The sequence below is a fragment of the Streptomyces sp. DG1A-41 genome (assembly GCF_037055355.1).
Taxonomy (GTDB): domain Bacteria; phylum Actinomycetota; class Actinomycetes; order Streptomycetales; family Streptomycetaceae; genus Streptomyces.
In genome coordinates, this window is sequence record NZ_CP146350.1 from 8040349 (window position 1) to 8060249 (window position 19901).

The window sequence follows — 19901 nt, forward strand, 5'->3', positions numbered from 1 at the left end:
GGGGCACCGGCACACTCCGGCCCCGGGGCTCCATCGCCTGATACGCAGGCGTGAGACCGGAGTCGGCACCCGGGTGCGACGTACCGACTTGTCCCCACGCCCCAGTGTCACCGTGTCCTGATCGACCAGACCGGTTTCGCACGGAGCGCTCATGCGCCAGACCATCTACGTCGACCACATCATCCGGCTCTGGTGCGCCTACGACCGACGACCTCGACGGGCCCGCGGGAAGCAGCGGAAGCTGCTCGCGCCGCCGACCTCGCTGAAGGCCCAACCCGACGACATCGGAGCGGAGATCACCTACCTGTTTCTGAGCGAGACCCGACCGGAGACGGTGGTGGAGATCGGTACCTTCCACGGCTGCTCCACCGCCTGGATCCTCCGGCCCTGAGGGGCAACGGCACCGGCTACCTGTACTCGTACGACGTCGTGGACCACGTCGTGCGCGACACGCCGCAGGCCGCTGCCGTTCGCCGAGGGGGCGGTCGTCCCGCGCCGGCTCGCTCTGGGCCGCCCTCTGCGGGACAGCAGGGGCAACCCAGGCTCGGCGGGAGGTGAGGGACTGTTCGGCGCGCGCTCGATCTCGTCGAGTTGCTTGGCGCAACGGTCGTCAGGGCTTGGTCGATCATGCCGGCGCCGGATGGACGAGGCGGCCGTGGAAGATGAGTGAGGCGCCCTGTTTCAGGCGGCGGACGCGGATGCTGACCTCGTAGGCGTCGATGCCGTCGATGGCGGCGACGCGGGTGGTGAGGTAGCGGTAGAAGTCCTCGGTGTCGCGGCAGATGACGCTGACCATCAGGTTGTGGTGGCCGCTGATGGCGCCGGCGAAGGCGACTTCGGGGTGCCGGGCGAGTTCTTCCCCGGCCTGTTCGAGCCGGGCGGGGGCGACGCGCAGCCAGAGGGTGGCGTTCAGGGTGTGGCCGAGGCGCTCGGGCAGCAGTTCTACGTCGTAGAAGAGGGTGCCGGAGTTCTCCAGGGCCTCCAGGCGACGGGCGACGCGCGCGTTGGACCAGCCGGTGAGCTCGGCGAGGCGGGTGTGGGTGGTGCGGCCGTCCTCGGCGAGGGCGTCCAGCAGGGGGGTGTCCTCGTCCGTGGGGGGCCGTAGTGGTCCGGCGGGGGCGGGTGGCCGGTCGGCGGTGAGCTGCCGTACCTGGTCGGGGGTGAGGCCGGCGCCGTAGCCGGTCCATTCACTGGTGCCGGTCTCGCCGAAGGGGTGCAGGAGGAGGTCGATGCTGACGTCGAGGACGGAGGCGGAGCGGGGCAGTTGACGCAGGAGGATGTCGTCGCGGTGGGCCTCGACGGGGGAGCGGACCGTGCAGATGATCTCCGAGCCGCCCGAGGCGAGGTTGGCGTAGGCGATGTCCGGCCGCTTGGCCAGGGAGTCCGCCAGGGGGCCGACCCGGTCGGGGCGGGAGCGGATGCGGGCCACCCACTGGGCCTGGCCGTGCACCGCCGGGTTGACCAGGCCGACCACGCGCATCACCCCGCTGCGGCGCAGGGCATGGTAGCGGCGGGCGGCCGTCTGTTCCGACACGCCGGTCGCCTCGGCGATGCGCCGGAACGGGAGACGGGGTGCGCACTGGAGCGCGTGGAGGATTTTCCTGTCCACATCGTCGATCACGAAGGGAGTCTGTCACGGCCTTCGAGCTGTGCAGAGGTTTTTGTTTGTTTCGGGCTGACGAGTTCATGGTTGTGGCCTGCGAGGTGGATGCTGATCGTGTCCTGAAGAAAGGACGTGACTCCCATGAGCACGCGGCCGGCGCCGACGGCGGCCTGCATCGGCACGTGCGTCGTGCTGATGCACTTCGCCACGGCAGGCGTGGTGGCACCCCATCGGGCGCTGCTCCCGCACACCGGTGTCTCCCGCATCCAGCGGGTGATCGGCGACGTGGCCCCGGTGCCCGCGGCAGTGCTTCCGCGAGTCTGCCGGCCGACTGCCCGGCGGGGCGTCGTCGCCGCTCCATGACCGGCCCGGAGCGCCGTCCTCGCATCCCCCAGCGGGCGTTCCGGGCCTCTGGGCCGCACTGTGCCGACGAACCGCCCCCACCCACCGCTGCATCCCCAGAGAGGCACCCGTCCCCGTGGACTTCACCGTCGACACCTTCCGCTCGACACCCGCGTTCGACATCCTCGCCAAGCTCTTCGGGCGGCCGGAGCACACCGACTGGCTCGACGAGAGCATGTCGTGGAAGCAGACCTGCTACATCGGTGACTGGTCGTTCCTGCCGCAGACCCGCTTCCGCGGCCCGGGTGTGCCGGAGCTGTTCTCGGGCATCTCGGTCAACTCCTTCCGACGGTTCCCGGTGGGCGCCTCCAAGCACGTCGTGCAGACCAACACGCACGGCCACGTCATGAGCGAGGGCATCCTGACCCGGCTGGACGAGGAGGACTACGTCTTCCACGGGCCGGGCGGCGACTGGGCCCGGTACAACCTGGAGCACGGCGACTCCAGGGCCACCGCCGAGGACGAGGACTGGTTCGTGTACCAGGTATCCGGCCCCTCGTCGATCCCGCTGCTGATGGAACTCACCGGCGACGAGCGGCTGTTGGACACCCCCTACATGTGCGCGGTGCCCACCACCATCGCAGGGCACGGAGTCTGGGCGCTGCGTCAGGGTATGGCCGGCGAGGTCGGCTTCGAGTTGCAGGGCCCGCGCGAGTTCGGCGGCGCCGTGTGCGACGCGGTCGTCGAGGCCGGGCAGAAGTACGGCATCCGCCGCCTGGGCAACCGGGCCGCGCCCATCAACCACCTGGAGAACGCCGTCCCCACGCGGAACCTGGACTACCTGCCCGCCCTGTACGAGCCCGAGCAGGCCGTCTTCCTCACCCACCTGCTCAGCTCGCCCTGGCACATCCCGCGGGCCTTCATCGCCGGCAGCTTCGAGGGCGAGTACCTGCGCGACTACTACCGCGACCCGGTGGAACTCGGCTGGACCCGGCAGATCAGCTTCGACCACGCCTTCCTCGGGGACGCGGCGCTGCGGGAGAAGCTCGCCCGGCCCACGCGGGTGCTGCGCACGCTCGTGTGGAACAGCGACGACGTCCTGGACGTGCATCGCTCGCTGTACGGCGACGGCCCGCACCACACGTTCATGGACATGCCCCGCGACCTGCGCGGCCACCTGTGGGTGGACCGGGTGGAGCGCGACGGCGTCCTCGTCGGCACGGCCACCTCCCGCGGCTACAGCTACTACTTCCGCAAGATGCTCTCGCTGGCCGTGCTGAACGTCGCCGACGCCGAGATCGGCACGCAGGTCGAGGTCGTCTGGGGCAATCCCGGCGACCCGGTCAAGCGGATCCGGGCCACCGTCGCCAAGGCCCCCTTCAAGCGCGTTCGCTCCCGTGCCGAGCTGCGCGCCCATCTGGCCGCGTACCGGGCCGAGTTCGGATCAGCCGCGTAAGTCGAGGAGACCTCGCCCACCGACCCCGCGGGACGCCACCGGCCGCGTACCGCGGACAGGGGCCGCCCGCTCCGGCACGGCAGCCCCTGAGCACCACCCACCCTTCCCCCCCAATCGACTGCGGCGCATCACGCCGCACGGGAGAAGACGGAGAAGTTCCGTGAACGTCACCACATCGGCGAGCGGGTCGACGGACAGGCGGGCGGCCACCTTCGTCATGGCCTGCCTCGGCATGTTCGTCGCCTACCTGCCGATCACCACGGTCGCCGTCAGCCTGCCCGCCATCCAGCGGGTGCTGAACACCTCGACCGCCCAGCTGTCCTGGGTCCAGGACGCGTTCGTCCTGCCCATGGCCGCCTTCATCATGACCGCCGGCGTCTTCGGCGACGTGCACGGCCGCAAGAAGGTCTTCCAGGCGGGCCTGTTCCTCAGCGCCGCCGGGGCGGCGGTCGCCCTGAGCGCACACAACGTCCAAACCCTGTGGGCCGGACAGGCCCTGGCCGGTCTGGGCTCGGCCGCACTGCTGCCCATCACGCTCGCGCTGATCAGCCACGCGGTGCCCGACCACCGCGAGCGCGGCAAGTTCATCGGCATGTGGGCCATGGCCATGCTCGCGGCGTTGGCCGTCGGCCCGGTCATCGCCGGCGTCATCCTCGAGCACTTCGCCTGGCGCTGGATCTACCTGCTGTCCATCCCCCTCTCGCTGCTCGCGATGGCGGTGGCCGCCCCGCTGCTGACCGACTCACGCGCCCCGCACGGACGCAGGCTCGACTGGCCCGGCCAGATCACCGCGGCCATCGGCATCACCGCCCTGGTCTACGGCGTGATCGAGGGCGGCGCCGACTCCTTCACCGCCACCAAGGTGGTCGCCGCCCTCGCACTGGGCGTCGTCGCGCTGATCGCGTTCGTCGTGGCGGAGAAGCGCAGCGCCAGCCCCATGCTGGACCTGGCGGTCTTCCGCAGCGCGGCCTTCACCGCCACCGCCCTGGTCGCCCTGATCACGTTCCTCGGGCTGATCGGCTTCTTCTTCGTCCTCAGCCTGTACTTCGGCATGGTGCAGCAGCTCGGCACCCTGGAGGCAGGCGCCCGCCTGCTCCTCGTCCCGGTCGCCGCGATCGTGTCGGGGGCACCGGCCGGTCGATTGATGCACCGCGTCTCCGCCCGCGTCATGATCACCGTCGGGCTGCTGCTGGTCGCCGGGTCCCTGCTGGCGATGACGGACCTCGACGCCGACACCTCCTACGGCTCCATCGCCTGGCGGCTGATCCTGCTGGGCGTCGGCCTCGGGCTCGTCACCACGCCGATGACGGCCACCGCCGTCGCCGCCGTGCCGCACCACCTGGCGGGCATGGCCTCGGCCGCCAACAACGCCTTCCGCCAGGTCGGCGGCGCGCTCGGCCCGGCCGTCCTCGGCGCCCTGCTGTCCACCCGCGCTGTGGACACCCTGTCCGGCCATCTCGCCGGTGCCGGTGTGACCGGCACCCAGGCCCAGACCATCGTCGCCACGGCGAAGGACGGCGGTCTGGGCGCGGTCGCCGGGATGGACCTCGGCTCCACCGCCGGTCAGGTCTACGGTGCCCTGGGCGACTCCCTCCTGGACGGCCTGCGGCTGTGCTTCATCGCGGCGGCGGTACTGGTGCTGATCGCGGCCGTGTGCGCGGCCACCCTCCTGCGCCGTCCCAAGCAGACCGCAGGAGGTGCGGTGGCCGCAGGTACGGCACAGCACAGCCGCCCGGAAGCCTCCGCCGAGAAGGCCCGGACGGCGGGCACCGTCCAGCCTTTGGGACACCGGCGCGGCTGACCGGGCGATGGGTGACGCATCGTGCGGCGACGCGTCCTCGGGCTCGACGCCGTTGCGCACGGCGTCAGCGCGGGCGTGGCCAGGGTGCCGTACTCGGTGTCGCCGGAGCCGATCACTGTCAGGGCGTTGGGATCAGGGAGGTTCAAGGTCGTGCAGGGCGGTCAGGACGCGCGGCGCGATGTCGTCGTCGGAGGCGGCCACCGTGGTGACGTCGCCGTGCACGGCGCGGAACGCCTCGACGGCAGGTGGCGGCCGGCTTACCTCGGCCGAGGGTCGACGAACTGCGGCACGGGGCAACCCGAGCCCGTCGCCCGTCTCACGGGTGACGCGCAGCCAGCACGGGCGAAGGGGTCGCCGCTCTGCACTCCCTGGAGACCCGCGTCACCACGGGCCAGTGGCAGGGAACCGACCCTGCCACGCTCAACGCCCGCGCACGGAGGCCGATTCATCCGGGTCGACGCGTTATGTGCCTACCAGCCCGCGCCGTACCCGCGCCCCGATGGCCTGTCCCACCCCGCCGACCGTTACCGCCCCTGACACCACGCCCACGCCGCCCGCCGTACCCGTGGCGGGCGGCCGTACCTTTTCCGGCATGACGCTCTCCGAGGTGAACTCCGACGTGGACGACGGATGCAACGGCATTGCCCCGGACTCGCCCGGCGGACCGTAACTGCGCCCCATTCGTCGTTGCTCGCCTTCTTCGATGACCACGTCCTCGAAGAGGGCCAGGCGGGTGGCAGATGCCGGACGGGCAGCCGGGGATCCGTGCGGGGTGGCTTCGGGCCCCGATCAGCGGAGGGGATCTTCCGGCGCATCGCGGAACAGAGGGGGGAGCCTGGCCGCCGGGTGGCCGTCCGAGCTGCTGGAGGCGACGCCTGTGGAACCTTCGTGAGCATGAGTGATGCCGACTGACCGCCTGGCGGCGTGAGCACGGTCAGGCACCAGCCGTCTTTTCTCCTGCCCTCTTGACACCTTCCTGTGGTCCTTCTAACGTCTGGCCGAATTCCCGGACACTGTTCTAAATGCCGAACTGAATGGGTAGTTGGTCCTCGGGTGTCTCCCGTACCGCCGAAGGGCCATGAGACGACTGTTCCAGTGGGGTGCCACCGACGGATACCGCCAGCCCAGAGCCCGCCTCAGCGGCAAGTGCGTCAACGTCGTCGGCGTCTCGACCGAGAACCTCTCCCTGCTCGAACAAAGAATTTGCGGCACAGCCGCCAGCTTCCACTGGTCACGTACCTGAAAGCCGCGCACCTGGCACCCACACCGCTGTCACCGATCCCCCGGAGACACCGGGTCACTCCTCGAACGGCACCGGCCACCTGCTGGGCATCGAACCGCTGACACCACGATTCCTTGGCCCGTTGACCGGCAGGACGCGAAGTCCTGCAGCCCACGGTGCCGCCTTGGCGCAGCGACCGGCCCTTATTCCCCCCGCTCTCACCGATTGCGGCACCCGCAGAAAGACAGGAAACGAACATGTCCGTGCTTCTCTCCCGGCTGACGGCGATACTCGTCGCCGTCGGCCTTCTCTTCACAGGCCAAGCCCTGACCACACCGGACCGGGCGGCCGCTGCCGACCCGGGCTACCTGATGACGCACTTCATCGGGGAGGGGTCGACCAATCAGCAGATCTACTTCTCGCACAGCACGGACGGCCTGAACTGGACCGACCTCAACGGCGGCGGAATGGCCCTTCGTTCCACTGTCGGCACGCGCGGGGTGCGCGACCCCGCACTGGTCCGGTCCCCGGGCGGCGACAAGTACTGGATCATCGCGACCGACCTGTGCATCAGCTGCGGGCAGACATGGAGTCAGTCCATCAACGACGGCAGCCGCAGTCTTGTGGTGTGGGAGTCGACGGACCTGGTCACCTGGTCGCAGCCGTGGCTGCTCAACGTCGCCGGCGCGATCCCCGACGGGCGCAACGCGTGGGCGCCGGAGGCGATCTGGGACCCGGCCAGCAACGACTACGTCCTGTACTGGGCGACGAACAAGCCCCTCAACGGCGCGACGAAGCATCGCATCTACTACGCCCACACCAGCGACTTCCGCTCCATCACCACCCCGCAGGTCTACATCGAGCGCCCCGGCACCCAGGAAATCATCGACACCCAGATCGTCGAGATGCCGAGCGGCGTCGGCAATTACCGCTACGTACGGGCTTCCGGCGACGGCCAGATCACGCTCGAAGGCAGCAACTCGATCCTCGGCACCTGGACCAGCCTCGGCAACCTCTCCGGCATCGGCCTCACCGGCTCCCAGGTCGAAGGCCCGATGTGGATGAAGTTCCGTGACCGCAACGAGTGGGCGCTCTACCTCGACCAGTACGCCTCCGGAAAGGGGTACATGCCGGTCACGACGACCAACCCGTCCAGTTCCGGCACCTATCAGCTTCCGGCGTCGGGAACCTACTCCATGGGCGGCACCAAGAAGCGCCACGGCTCGATCCTGAACCTGACGGCCGCCGAGGAGTCCCGCGTTCTCGCCCGCTGGGCCAACGCCCCGGTCAGCCGGATCCAGTCGTACAACTTCCAGGACCGGTACGTGCGGCACGCCGACTTCGACGTGCGCATCGACCAGAACATCACCGGCCCGGACGCCCAGTTCCGGCTACGGCCCGGCCTCGCCGGCTCCGACACCGTCTCCTTCGAGTCGGTGAACTTCCCCGGCTACTTCCTGCGGCACTCCGGGTTCGACTTCCAGCTGGCCTACAACGACGGCAGCGCTCAGTTCGCCGCGGACGCCACCTTCCGTCAGGTCGCCGGCCTTGCCGACTCGACATGGTCGTCGTTCCAGTCGTACAACCACCCGGACCGGTACATCCGGCACTACGCGTACCAACTCCGGCTCGACCCGATCACCACCGCGACGGGCCGCAGCGACGCCACCTTCCGGGTGACGAGCTGACCTGACCGGGATGCCGGCACCCCACCCGAGGACGGGGGTGTCGATTCAACGGCTGATCTTGTTCAGGGCCGTCCGGCGGGCGCACCCGGCGGGCGGCTCAGCCGGTTCAAGGGAATCCGTTTCCGAATCAAATGCTGCCCCTGGCATCGGCGGTGCTGAAGTTCCCCACCGGCGCCCTGTCCGCCTTCCTCGGACTGCTGCTGATCCGGGGCGCCTTCGTCCCCGGGCTCAGCGACCTCGACAGCAGGGCGCAGGTTCTCGGCTGGGCCGCGGCCTTCGGCCCGCCCAGCACCTCGTGACCCGACTGGTCGACGACCGCGCCCAGATGACGCTGTCGGAGGTGGGCAGGACGACCGACGCCGTGGTCGACCCCGAGAGAGCCGCCGTCCGGGAGCACAACGTGCTGGGAGAGACCGGCGCGCCCGGACCGCCGACCGTCTTCCGCGACGGCGCGGGACCGCACGAAGGGCCACAGGAGGGGGCGCGCGCGGACGAAGGGGCGGAGGGCCCCAGCCCGCGAGCCGGGCCCTGACCGGCCGCCCCCTCTCACCGCCGGAGAGGTGCGTGCGCCGTCTCCGGCAGCCGCAGGTACACCAGCGATGACAGCAGGCAGAGCACCGCGACATACCAGGGGAACAGCCCGGCGTGGCCGACCTCCTTGAACAGCGTGCCCACGTACGGAGCCGTGCCGCCGAAGAGAGCCACCGTCAGCGAGTACGGGAAGCCGATGCCGGCCGCGCGGACCCGGGGCGGGAAGATCTCCGCGTTCACGGCCGCGCTGATCGAGGTGAACCCCGTCAGCAGCACCATGCCGGCGCACTGCACCAGCAGCAGCACCGCGAACGAGTCGCGCAGGGCGTGCAGCAGGGGCACCGTGAGCAGGGCGAAACCCAGGCCGAAGAAGAGGAGCAGGGGGCGGCGGCCGAAGCGGTCCGACAGCAGGCCGCCGAGCGGTTGCAGCAGGGCGAAGAACGCCAGTGAGATCGTGCCCGCGAGCAGCGCGTCCGATTTCTCAAGGCCCGCGTTGAGTTCGGCGTACGTCGGCAGGTACGACGTCCACGTGTAGTAGGCGATGGTGCCGCCCGCCGTGATGCCGCCGATGAGGAGGGACTCGCGCGGGTGCCGGCGCAGCGCCTCGAACAGGCCGGGTCGCGGGGCCTTCTGCTGCTCGGCGCTGCGGGTCTCCTGCGCGCCCTGCCGGATCCAGAAGCCGACCAGGCTCAGCACGGCCCCGAGGACGAACGGCACCCGCCAGCCCCAGCCGTTCATCTGCCCGTCGCTCAGCGTGTCCACGAGCAGCGTGGCGATGCCGGAGGCGACGAGCTGCCCCACGGTCGTCGACACGTACTGGAAGCTGGAGAACAGCCCCCGCCGGCCGGGGCCCGCCGACTCGACCAGGAAGGTCGTCGAGGCCGCGAACTCGCCGCCCACGGACAGGCCTTGCAGCAGCCGTGCGAGGACCAGGATCACCGGCGCCAGCACGCCCACCGCCGCGTACGTCGGGGTCAGCCCGACCAGCAGGCTGCTGCCGCCCATCAGCAGGATGGTGACCGTCAGTGCGGCCCGCCGCCCGTGCCGGTCCGCGACCGCGCCCATCAGCAGGCCGCCGACCGGCCTCATGAAGAAGCCCACCGCGAACACCGCGAACGTGGACAGCAGTGGCACCAGCGAGTTGTCCGCGCTCTTCGGGAAGACCTGGGCGGCGATGTAGGTGGCCAGAAACGTGTAGGCGTACCAGTCGTACCACTCCACCGCGTTGCCCACCGAGGCGGCGAGGAGCTGGCGAACGGGCCGTTTCGTCGGCGGGGAAACCGTCTGCGTCTCTGTCACGTCCATGACCCTCCCCGGGCAGCGCCCCGGCACACCTCACGTACCGGCGACTTTCACACGAGTGTCACCGGCCCCTTCCTTGACGTTTGGTGTCCCTGAAACACTCCTTCCGCGCAGATTCCGTCATGTTCCGGCCATCCCGTACCTCAGGATGAGAGGTCTGTCCTTCATGTCCGAAGTCAACCGGCGCCGCTTTCTCCAACTCGCGGGTGCCACCACGGCCTTCAGCGCGCTGTCCGCCAGCATTCAGCGCGCCGCCGCGCTCCCGGCCAACCACCGCACCGGGTCGATCGAGGACGTCGAGCACATCGTCGTCCTGATGCAGGAGAACCGTTCCTTCGACCACTACTTCGGCACCCTGAGAGGCGTCCGCGGCTTCGGCGACCCGCGTCCGGTCACCCTCGACAACGGCAAACCGATCTGGCACCAGGAGAAGGACGGCAAGGAGATCCTGCCGTTCCACCCGGACGCCGACGACCTCGGCATGCAGTTCCTGGAGGGCCTGCCGCACTCCTGGCCCGACGGCCACCAGGCCTACAACGGCGGCAAGTACGACAAGTGGGTGCCCGCCAAGGGCACCACGACCATGGCCTACCTGACCCGCGAGGACATCCCCTTCCACTACGCCCTCGCCGACGCCTTCACCGTCTGCGACGCCTACCACTGCTCGTTCATCGGCTCCACCGACCCGAACCGCTACTACATGTGGTCCGGCTGCACGGGCAACGACGGCACCGGCGGCGGCCCGGTCCTCGGCAACGACGAACTCGGTTACGGCTGGACGACTTACCCCGAGCGCCTGGAACAGGCCGGCATCTCCTGGAAGATCTACCAGGACATCGGCGACGGCCTCGACGCGAAGGGCTCCTGGGGCTGGATCGAGGACGCCTACCGCGGCAACTACGGCGACAACTCCCTGCTGTACTTCGACAAGTACCGGGACGCCAAGCCCGGCGACCCGTGGTACGACAAGGCCCGCACGGGCACGAACGCCAAGGCCGGCGACGGCTACTTCGACCTGCTGAAGGCCGACGTCAAGGCGGACAGGCTGCCGCAGATCTCCTGGATCACCGCCCCCGAGGCCTTCAGCGAGCACTCCAACTGGCCGTCGAACTACGGCGCCTGGTACATCGCGCAGGTCCTGGACGCTCTCACCGCCAACCCGGAGGTCTGGGCCAAGACGGCCCTGTTCATCACCTACGACGAGAACGACGGCTTCTTCGACCACGTCGTACCGCCCCTGCCGCCGAAGGACGCCTCCCGCGGCAAGTCCACCGTCGACGTCTCCCTCGACCTCTTCCCGGGCGACGGCAAGAACACGGCCGGCCCGTACGGCCTCGGTCCCCGGGTGCCGATGCTGGTCGTCTCACCGTGGAGCAAGGGCGGCTACGTCTGCTCGGAGACCCTCGACCACACCTCCATCCTGCGGTTCATGGAGCGCCGCTTCGGCGTGCGCGAGACCAACATCTCGCCGTGGCGCCGCGCCATCTGCGGTGACCTGACCTCCGCGTTCGACTTCTCCCGCAAGGACCCGCGGCCCGCCCCGCTGCCCGGCACCGACGCGTACGAGCCGCAGGACCGCGAACGCCACCCCGACTACCGTCCGACCCCGCCCGCCGACCCGCGCATGCCCCGGCAGGAACGCGGACTGCGCCGCGCCCGGCCGCTGAAGTACGCCCCGCACGTGGACGCCTCGGTCGACGCGGCGGCCGGGAAGCTCACCCTCGCCTTCGCCTCCGGGCCGAATGCCGGGGTCGCCTTCCACGTCATCTCCGGCAACCGCGCCGACGGCCCCTGGATGTACACCACCGAGGCCGGCAAGACGCTCTCCGACACCTGGAACTCCGCCTACTCGGCGGGCTCGTACGACCTGACCGTGCACGGCCCGAACGGCTTCGTGCGGGTCTTCAAGGGGTCGAACAAGACGGCCGGCTGCGAGGTCACCGCGCGCCACGCCGGTGACGACATCGAGCTGACCTTCACCAACAAGGGCTCCGGGACGGCACGGCTGAAGCTCTCCGACGGGTACGGCGGCCGGCCCTCGACCGTCACCGTCCGCCCGGGCGCGAAGGTGCGGCGGACCGTCGACCTCGCCGCCGGCCGCCGCTGGTACGACCTGACCGTCACCGCCGAGGGCGACGCGGCCTTCCTGCGGCGGTTCGCGGGACACGTCGAGAACGGGCAGCCGGGTGTGAGCGACCCGGCGATCATCACCGCGTAGCCGTGGTGAGGTGCCCCGGATCGTGCGGCCGGGGCGCCAACGCCGGTTCGGGGGCGGCCGAAGCGGGTTCCAGGGCCAGGACGGCGGCCACCGGATGGTCGTCGTCCGCCGGGGAGGCCACCGGACCGTCCGCCGGCTTCGCCCGGCTGAGCAGCACCACGCCCCAGGACGCCAGGCCGCCCCCGGCGAGCGCGAGCAGCGCGCCCGCCGGGCCGCCCTGGAGGCGTTCGCCCAGCAGCGACAGGCCGATCACCGCGGCGGCCAGCGGGTTGGCCAGGGTCACCACCGCGAGCGGGCCGCCGAGACCGCCCCGGTAGGCCGTCTGCGACAGCAGCAGCCCGCCGGCCGCGAAGGCCGCCACGAGCAGCGCCACCCCGACCACCTGGACGCTCAGCAGCGGACCGGACCGGTCCGTCGCGGCCACCGTCACGGTCTGCGTGAGGGCCGAGGCGACCCCGGATGCCGCGCCGGACGCGCTGGCGTGCCGCAGCCCCGGGCGGGCGCCCGGCCGGGACAGCATCGCGATGAGGGCCGTGGTGGCGCCCGCGACCACCAGCGCCTCGGGAACGCTCAGTACGTCGTCGGGCGCCGGACCGGACGCCGTGACCAGGATCGCGCCCAGGCCGAGCAGCGTCAGCGTGGTGCCCCTCCACTCGACCGCGCTCACCCGCCGCCCGGCGAGCCGCGCCCCCATGGGCACCGCCGCGACCAGGGTGAGCGCGCCAAGCGGCTGGACCACGGTCAGCGGACCGTACTTCAGCGCCACGACGTGCAGCAGCGCGGCAGCCGCGTTCAGCCCGACCGACCACCACCAGGCGCCGCTGCCGAGCAGCCGCAGCGTGCCCGAGCCGGGCGAGCGGGAGGCGAGCCGCTCCTGGGCGACCGCCGCGGCCGCGTAGGCGACGGCGGAGACGAGGGAGAGGACCACGGCGACGAGGACGGCGCTCATCGGCCAGCCCTCGCGAGCGCCTGCTCCCCGGCCCGTGCCCGGGCCGGTACGAGGCTGCCCTGCGTGCCGCCCGCCGTGGTCGCCGTGCGGCGCGGCGAGCGAAGCGAGATGGCGGTCCCTCCGGACGAAGTCTGGGGGCGGATCGTCGCGAGTGCGAGACCCAGCAGGGCCGTCGCCACGATCGCGTCGAGCCAGTAGTGGTTCGCCGTGCCGACGATCACCAGCAGCGTCAGCAGGGGATGCAGCAGCCACAGCCAGCGCCACCGCGAGCCAGTCGCCACGATCAGTCCGACCGCCACCATCAGCGCCCAGCCGAAGTGCAGCGACGGCATCGCCGCGAACTGGTTCGACGGGGAGTCGGTCGCGGGACTGCCGTACACCGACGGGCCGTACAGCCGCGCCGTGTCGACCAGGCCGGTCGCGGCCGGCATGCGCGGCGGGGCGAGCGGGAACAGCAGATGCAGCACCAGGGCGGCGGCGGTGACCGCGGCCAGGACCCGGCGGGCCCACACGTACTGGGCCGGGCGGCGCAGGTAGAGCCAGATCAGGAAGGCGGCGGTGGCCGGGAAGTGGACGGCCGCGTAGTAGGTGTTCGCGATGTGCACCAGCCCGTCTCCGTGCAGCAGCAGGGATTGCACCGCCCCCTCGCCGGGCAGATGGACCGCTCGTTCGAACTCCCATACGCGGTGCGCGTTGTGGAAGGCCTCGGCGGTGTGGCCCGTGGCCAGCTGCCGGCCGAGCTTGTAGACGAGGAAGAGCCCTGCGACGAGCAGGAGCTCTACGACGCCGTGCTGGAGCAGCTCCGCGAGTGCGGCTACGACTCCGTCACCATGGAGGGGATCGCGGCCAGCACCCGGTGCAGCAAGTCCACGCTCTACCGTCAGTGGAAGACCAAGCCCCAGCTCGTGGCGGCGGCGCTGCGCTCCCACCGGCGGACGCGCTGCATCGACACCGGCTCGCTCACGGACGACCTGCGCGAGGCCGCCCGGGCGGCGGGCGAACTGTCGGGCCGGGACACCAGGCTCCTCCAGGCGCTCGCTCACGCCGCGCCCCAGGACCCCGAGCTGGAGCGCGCGTTGCGCGAGGCGCTGGTCGAACCGGAGATCGCCGCGCTGAAGGAGATCATCCGGCGCGGGGTCGAAAGGGGGGATGTGCCCGCCGATCATCCGGCGCTGGAGTACATCCCGGCGCAGATGTTCGGTGTTCTGCGCATCCGGCCCGTCCTGGAGGGCGAGGACGCGGACCCGGACTACCTGGTCCGGTTCGTGGAGGCGGCCGTGCTGCCGGCACTCGGCCTCACCTGAGACCCGGGCCGCCGTCCACGGGATGGCCGGACGGCGACCCGACCGCGCCGACCCGTGGGGACGGGGGCGGCGCGCACCCCGGCCGGGTGGGGTTCCCCTGTGAGCGGCGGGGGCGCCCCACCCGGCCGGCAGTGTCCAGGTCCCCTTGTTCTCCGGTCGTCGTCCGGGCCGGTCAGACGTCCTGGCCGTTGCCGCCGCCCGTCGACACCTTGATGCCCTTGGTGATCTCGTCCAGGACGGACTCCGTCTGGTCGGCGTCGACACCGATGCGCACGACGACCATCTGCTTGGCGTTCGCGGGGGAGGGGAACGCGAGCGATTCCACGATGCCGTCGGCGCCCTTGTTCGTGACGGCCTTCCAGCGGACCAGATAGCCCTTCTGACCGGCCACGGTCACGGACTTGGCGGCCAGCACGTCGTGGGAGGTGATCCCGCCGTAGGACTTGCCGCCGTAGGACTCCTCGGCGTTCGCCGCGATATCCGCCTTCGCGACCTCCTCGGCGGTGCCGCCCTTGGTGCCGAGGGCCAGGGCCGGTGCCGAGTAGGCTCCGCCCTTCGTGCAGGTCGAGGCGGTGTCGCCGGGGCACTTGTAGGAGTCGTCGGACGTCACCTGCGCGCCGACCGCGACCTCCTGGCCGTACCAGCCCTTGGGGATCGGCAGGCTGATCCCGCTGACCGCGTCGGTCACCGACCCGCTCCTGATCTTCGGCGGCTGGGACTGCTCGGGCGACGGGCCCTGACCGCCGGAGCCGCCGGAGCCGCCGGATCCGCCGTCCCCGCCGGAGCCCCCGGATCCGCCCGGCCCGCCGAACGGCCCGCCCTGGCCTCCGGGTCCGCCCGGCCCCTGTGAGGTGGCGGAACCGCCGCCCGAGCCGCCGTTCCCGGCCAGGGCGTAGACGCCGACACCGATGCTGGCGAGCACAACGACGGCTGCCGCCACGGCTATCCCGATCCGCAACCCTCGCCCTCGGCCGGCGGCCGGAGGCGCGGCCGGGTAGGCGGGATACCCGGGAACGGCCGGATACCCAGTGCCGGGCGGATATCCGGCGCCGCCTGGATGTCCGGAGCCGCTTTGATACCCGGCGCTGCCTGGATATCCGGCGGCTCCCGGTTGTCCGGCATCGCCCGGATGCCCGGAGGCTCCTGGGGAATATCCGGCGGCTCCCGATTGTCCGGCATCGCCCGGATGCCCGAGGGCTCCCGGTGCCCCCGCATCAGCCGGCTGCCCAGCGGCCCCCGGCTCCCCCGCGGACGACGTGTCCCCCGAGGACGACGTACCCGCTGAGGGTGCCGGACCCGACAACGGCTCATCACCAGGCGCCGGATCCGTCGGGGAGGCCCCCGCTGTCGGCCGCTGCGTAGGGGGACCCCAGGTCGCGGTCGGCTCCGCCGGACGGATGCGGTCCGTCCAGGCCCTGCCGTCCCACCAGCGCTCGGTGGCGGGCCCGTCACTTTTCTGTCCGGGGTCGGGGTACCACCCGGGAGGAGTCTCCTGCGTCATGCCCCCACCGTATGAGGCGTGGGTGAAAGTGGCATGAGAGGAGCCGAACGGATCGCGTCAGCCCAGCGGCAGGCGCGTCGGTCTCCGGCCGGCCGGCGGAGGAAGGCGCAGCCCGTCCCGGCCCGGGGGCACCGACCCGAGCACGCTCGCATGCCGGGCCCCGGTGCTCGCGTGCTCGCGCCGCGGTGATCGTCGCGAAGCAGCAGTAGACGCCGAACTCGTACCACTCGATGAGATTGCCCACCGACCCCGCGACCAACGCCCGGCGGCCGCGCCGTGTGTCCCGTTCCAGGTGAATGAACGTCACCGGCCCTGCTGCTGCGCCCGGTTGACTCGAAGGCGCCTGGTGGCGGGCCGGCCGCGTCGTCCGGCCGCACTCCGTGTCAGCCGTCACGGCAACACGTGCCCGGACAGCCCTCCACTCAGGCAATCGGAGGACTACGCTCGACGTCTGTACGTCGTTCGGCGACTTGGGGAGGTAGCGGGATGACGGAGGTACGGCCCACGGCCGGCGCCTCGGCTTCCCTGTGGGAGCGCGACGAGGAAGTCGCCGCCGTCGCACGGGCGGTCGGCAGGCTGTGCGCGGACCGCTCCTCGTCCGGCGGACTGCTGGTCTTCCGCGGCGAGGCCGGACTCGGCAAGACCGCACTGCTGGCCGAAACCCGCCGCATCGCCGAGGCACACGGCTGCACGGTCTGGTCGGCACGCGGCGGCGAGACCCTCAGGTCGGTCCCCTTCAACGTCGTACGGCAGTTACTGCAACCGGCACTGGTGTCGATGCTGCCGGAGGAGGCACGCGAGTACCTCGGCGACTGGTACGACATCGCCGGCCCCGCCCTCGGCATCGCGGACCCCGGCGACCGGCAGGCCGACCCGCAGGGGGTGTGCGACGGCCTGGTCGCCGCCGTGCGCCGGCTCTCCCGCCGGGACTGGCCGCTGGTGCTGCTCATCGACGACGCCCACTGGGCGGACCAGGAGACCCTGCACTGGCTCGCCGCGTTCGCCGAGCGCCTCGACGAGATGTCCGTCCTGGTCGTGGTCACCCGCCGCCCGGGCGAGGTCTCCGGCGCGAGCGCGCGGCACCTCGACACCGTCGCCGCCGCCGCGGACGGCCCCGTCACGACCTTGAACGCCCTCACCCCGGACGCCACGGCCGGACTCACCCGCGCCACCCTGGGCGAGCACGCCGATGCCGCGTTCTGCCGCGAGGTCTGGGCCGTCACCGCCGGCAACCCCTACGAAACCGTCGAACTCCTAGCCAAGGTGCAGGACAGCGAACTCGAACCGGTCGAGGCCAGGGCCGGGGAACTGCGCGAACTGAACCGCTCGGCCCGCGGCGGCGGCATCGTCGCCCGCCTGGAGGAACTCGGCATCGACGCCACCAGGTTCGCCTGGGCCGCCGCCATCCTCGGCACCGGCATCTCCATCGACCTGGTGGCCAAGCTCGCCACCCTCAAGCGCGACAACGCCGTCCGCTGCGCCGAACTGCTGCGCAGCGCCCGCATTCTCACGGCACCCGCCCCCGCGACCGGCCGCACCGGCGAAGGCGACCTGGAGTTCGTCCACCCGCTCATCGCCACCGCCGTCTACACCTCGATCCCGGACGCCCTGCGCACCGCCATGCACGGCATCGCCGCCCGCATCGTCACCGACGAGGGACACGGCGCCGCGGCTGCCGCCCGCCACCTCCTGGAGGTCCACCCGGACGACGACGAGGAACTCGTCGATCAGCTGCGCGAGGCCGCCCGCGAACACCTCGCCGTCGGCGCTCCCGACGCCGCCCGCCGCTGCCTGGAACGCGCCCTGGAGGAACCGCCCCGGCCCGAGGTCCACGCACACGTCCTGTACGAACTGGGCTGCGCCACCCTCCTGACCGTGCCCGCCAGGACGATCGGCCACCTGCGGACCGCGCTCGGCATGCCCGGCCTCGACGGCGACGACCGGGTGGACGCCGTCGTCCGCCTGTCCCAGGCACTGGTCCACAACGACCAGTTGGAGGAGGCCGTCCGCATGGTCGAGTCGGAGGCGGCCCGGCTGGAACCCGGACCCGCCAGGATGCGGCTGGAGGCCGTGCGCATCATGTGGGAGGGGATCCACGCCAGTGAGGTGTCCTCACCGGGCCGCTCCGAGCGCCTGGCCGAGCTCGCGCGGACCTGCACCGGCCGGGACAACTCCGAACGTGCGCTGCTCATCCTGCGCGGCTTCGACGCCCTGATGCACGGGGAGAACGCCGAGGAGGTCGTCGAGCTGTGCGACCGCGCCCTCGTCAACGGCCGGCTGGCCCCCGGACTCGGGTGGACCGGCAGCGAGTGGGGCATCGAACTGCTGCTGATGCTGGCCAACGCGTACGCCTTCACCGACCGCATCGACCGCGCCGAAAGCCTCTTCAACGAGGCCGTGCGCACCTACGAGATCGCCGGCTGGACGGGCGGACACCTCGCCCTGGCGCACGCCTACGTCGGCGTCGCACACCGCAGGCGCGGCCGCCTCGAAGACGCGGAACAGTCCCTGCGCGAGGCGCTGCCCCTCGCCGAGCGGGTCGGTCGCGGACTGCCCCTGTACTGGACCGTGACCTGCAATCTCGTCGACACGCTGCTCGCCCGCGGTCATGTGGACGAGGCCTGGGACGTCGCGGAGCGGTACGGCTTCGCCCCGCCCTACCCGTCGACCATAGTGCTTCCGGACCCGCGGGTGGTGCGAGGCCGGCTGCTGCTGGCCGTCGGCCGCACCAAGGACGGCGTCAACGAACTGGAGGCCGCCGAGAAGGCGGCGACAGCACGCGGGCACCACAACCCCGTACTCGTCCCCTGGGCGGTCGACCTCGCCCGGGCCCTGGCCACCGAGGACCCGGCCCGTGCCGCCCGGCTCGCCGTCGACGTCCGCCGCCAGGCCGAGCGCCTCGGCACGGACACCGCCATAGGCGAGGCCCTGCGCTGCGCCGCCGCCCTGGAGACCGGCCAGCGCGCTGTCCGCCTCGCCGCCCAGGCCGTCACCCACCTGGAGTCCTCGCCCTGCCAGTACGAGCACGCGGCGGCCCGCATCGAGTACGGCATCGTCGCCCGCTCGGCGGCCGACCTCGCCCGCGGCCTGGACCTGGCGGTCTCCTGCGGCGCGGACGGACTGGCGGCGCGGGCACGGGCGGCGCTGAAGGCGGGCGCCGGACCCGGGTAGCTCAGGCGCCCAGCAACTGGTCGGTCACCGCGGCGAGTCGCCTGCGCACCCCGGGCTCGTACGCCGCCTCATGGGCCCGCGCCGGACTCGTCCCGTCGTAGTACCGGCCGCTGCCCAGGTCGCGCGTGGCCAGGGCCAGCACACCGGCCGCCCCGTCGGCCACCGTGTTCCACGGCGTGACGTCCGCCTCGCGGACCATCGCCGTGTCCATGTAGGTCGCCGGGTGCAGCACGTTCACCGAGACGCCGGTGCCCTCCAGTTCCTCGGCGAGCGTGAAGGTGTGCGCGGCGAGCGCGAACTTGCTGCGGCAGTACGCCGACACGCCGTCGTAGCCGCGGCTGAACTCGGGGTCCTCGATGTCGAGGGGTTCCTGACCGGCCGAGCCGACGTTGACGATCCGCGCCGGCGCGTTCGCCCGCAGCACCGGCAGCAGGGCCCGGGTCAGCACGACCGGCGCCAGGTAGTTCACCGCCAGCCGCAACTCGTGCCCGTCGGCGCTCAGCTCACGGCCCGCACCGGGCGACCCGAACCCCACGCCCGCGTTGTTGACCAGCACGTCGAGTTCGGGATGCGCGTCGGCGACGTGCCCGGCCAGCTCGCGCACCTGCGCCAGCGAGGCCAGGTCGGCGACGAACGCCTCGGCGTCCCCCTCGGCACGCAGTTCTCCGGCCAGCCGCTCGGTGCGGCCCGCGTCCCGGCCGTGGACGAGGACGACATGCCCGGAGCGGACGAGTTCGAAGGCGATGTACCGGCCGAGCCCCGAGGTGGCGCCGGTGATCAGGATGGTGGACATGCCCCCACCGTAGGCACGCC

17 protein-coding genes are annotated in these 19901 nt (G+C 71.7%); 11 read left to right on the top strand and 6 right to left on the bottom strand.

Annotated features, from left to right (window positions below; genetic code table 11):
• Window positions 1–151: 151 nt before the first annotated feature.
• Window positions 152–391 carry a hypothetical protein gene (locus V8690_RS37150; RefSeq protein ID WP_338784435.1) on the top strand — a complete coding sequence of 80 codons (240 nt, stop codon included), beginning with the start codon at window positions 152–154 and terminating at the stop codon, window positions 389–391.
• A 234-nt stretch (window positions 392–625) separates the two neighbouring features.
• Here V8690_RS37150 and V8690_RS37155 read toward each other — a convergent pair whose 3' ends face one another.
• Entirely contained in the window at window positions 626–1621 is a 996-nt protein-coding gene (locus V8690_RS37155) for an Lrp/AsnC family transcriptional regulator (protein WP_338784436.1), read from the bottom strand.
• A gap of 123 nt (window positions 1622–1744) precedes the next feature.
• Here V8690_RS37155 and V8690_RS37160 point away from each other — a divergent pair, with 123 nt between their 5' ends.
• The 7 genes from V8690_RS37160 (at window position 1745) to V8690_RS37190 (ending at window position 8644) form a co-directional block, all read left to right on the top strand.
• Complete coding sequence (locus V8690_RS37160) at window positions 1745–1966, top strand: hypothetical protein (RefSeq protein ID WP_338784437.1); 222 nt, start codon at window positions 1745–1747, stop codon at window positions 1964–1966.
• Between the two features lie 115 nt (window positions 1967–2081).
• Window positions 2082–3401, top strand: coding sequence for a glycine cleavage T C-terminal barrel domain-containing protein (locus tag V8690_RS37165; protein ID WP_338784438.1), 1320 nt, complete (start codon window positions 2082–2084; stop codon window positions 3399–3401).
• A 217-nt stretch (window positions 3402–3618) separates the two neighbouring features.
• Entirely contained in the window at window positions 3619–5202 is a 1584-nt protein-coding gene (locus V8690_RS37170) for a DHA2 family efflux MFS transporter permease subunit (RefSeq protein WP_338785593.1), read from the top strand.
• Window positions 5203–6280: 1078 nt separating this feature from the next.
• Window positions 6281–6445, top strand: a complete 165-nt coding sequence (locus tag V8690_RS37175) for a hypothetical protein (protein WP_338784439.1) — start codon at window positions 6281–6283, stop codon at window positions 6443–6445.
• Window positions 6446–6681: 236 nt separating this feature from the next.
• Window positions 6682–8112 (top strand): glycoside hydrolase family 43 protein, encoded by a 1431-nt coding sequence (locus tag V8690_RS37180; RefSeq protein WP_338784440.1) that lies wholly within the window; start codon window positions 6682–6684, stop codon window positions 8110–8112.
• Between the two features lie 131 nt (window positions 8113–8243).
• The gene (locus tag V8690_RS37185; RefSeq protein ID WP_338784441.1) at window positions 8244–8411 is read left to right on the top strand and encodes a hypothetical protein; all 168 of its coding nucleotides are present in this window, start codon (window positions 8244–8246) and stop codon (window positions 8409–8411) included.
• Complete coding sequence (locus V8690_RS37190) at window positions 8408–8644, top strand: hypothetical protein (RefSeq protein WP_338784442.1); 237 nt, start codon at window positions 8408–8410, stop codon at window positions 8642–8644. The genes V8690_RS37185 and V8690_RS37190 overlap by 4 nt, the downstream gene beginning before the upstream one ends.
• 14 nt (window positions 8645–8658) lie before the next feature.
• On the opposite strand, the gene V8690_RS37195 is transcribed toward V8690_RS37190, so the two are convergent.
• Window positions 8659–9942, bottom strand: coding sequence for an MFS transporter (locus V8690_RS37195; protein WP_338784443.1), 1284 nt, complete (start codon window positions 9940–9942; stop codon window positions 8659–8661).
• A 169-nt stretch (window positions 9943–10111) separates the two neighbouring features.
• Between V8690_RS37195 and V8690_RS37200 the strand changes: the two genes are divergently transcribed.
• Window positions 10112–12163 (top strand): phospholipase C, phosphocholine-specific, encoded by a 2052-nt coding sequence (locus V8690_RS37200; protein ID WP_338784444.1) that lies wholly within the window; start codon window positions 10112–10114, stop codon window positions 12161–12163.
• On the opposite strand, the gene V8690_RS37205 is transcribed toward V8690_RS37200, so the two are convergent.
• Both V8690_RS37205 and V8690_RS37210 read right to left on the bottom strand, forming a co-directional pair.
• On the bottom strand, window positions 12153–13112 hold the full coding sequence (locus tag V8690_RS37205) for a hypothetical protein (protein WP_338784445.1): 960 nt from the start codon (window positions 13110–13112) through the stop codon (window positions 12153–12155). The two genes, V8690_RS37200 and V8690_RS37205, sit on opposite strands and share 11 nt — an antisense overlap.
• Complete coding sequence (locus tag V8690_RS37210; protein WP_338785594.1) at window positions 13109–13912, bottom strand: phosphatase PAP2 family protein; 804 nt, start codon at window positions 13910–13912, stop codon at window positions 13109–13111. Before V8690_RS37210 ends, V8690_RS37205 begins: the two co-directional genes overlap by 4 nt.
• Between V8690_RS37210 and V8690_RS37215 the strand changes: the two genes are divergently transcribed.
• Window positions 13826–14416, top strand: a complete 591-nt coding sequence (locus V8690_RS37215) for a TetR/AcrR family transcriptional regulator (protein ID WP_338784446.1) — start codon at window positions 13826–13828, stop codon at window positions 14414–14416. The genes V8690_RS37210 and V8690_RS37215 overlap by 87 nt on opposite strands.
• A gap of 172 nt (window positions 14417–14588) precedes the next feature.
• On the opposite strand, the gene V8690_RS37220 is transcribed toward V8690_RS37215, so the two are convergent.
• Window positions 14589–15917 (bottom strand): DUF2510 domain-containing protein, encoded by a 1329-nt coding sequence (locus V8690_RS37220; RefSeq protein WP_338784447.1) that lies wholly within the window; start codon window positions 15915–15917, stop codon window positions 14589–14591.
• A 486-nt stretch (window positions 15918–16403) separates the two neighbouring features.
• On the opposite strand from V8690_RS37220, the gene V8690_RS37225 reads away from it, so the two are divergent.
• Window positions 16404–19088: an AAA family ATPase gene (locus V8690_RS37225; RefSeq protein WP_338784448.1), complete on the top strand. Its 2685-nt coding sequence runs from the start codon at window positions 16404–16406 to the stop codon at window positions 19086–19088.
• A gap of 1 nt (window position 19089) precedes the next feature.
• Here the strand turns inward: V8690_RS37225 and V8690_RS37230 are convergent, their stop codons facing one another.
• Entirely contained in the window at window positions 19090–19881 is a 792-nt protein-coding gene (locus V8690_RS37230; RefSeq protein WP_338784449.1) for an SDR family NAD(P)-dependent oxidoreductase, read from the bottom strand.
• Window positions 19882–19901 lie beyond the last annotated feature (20 nt).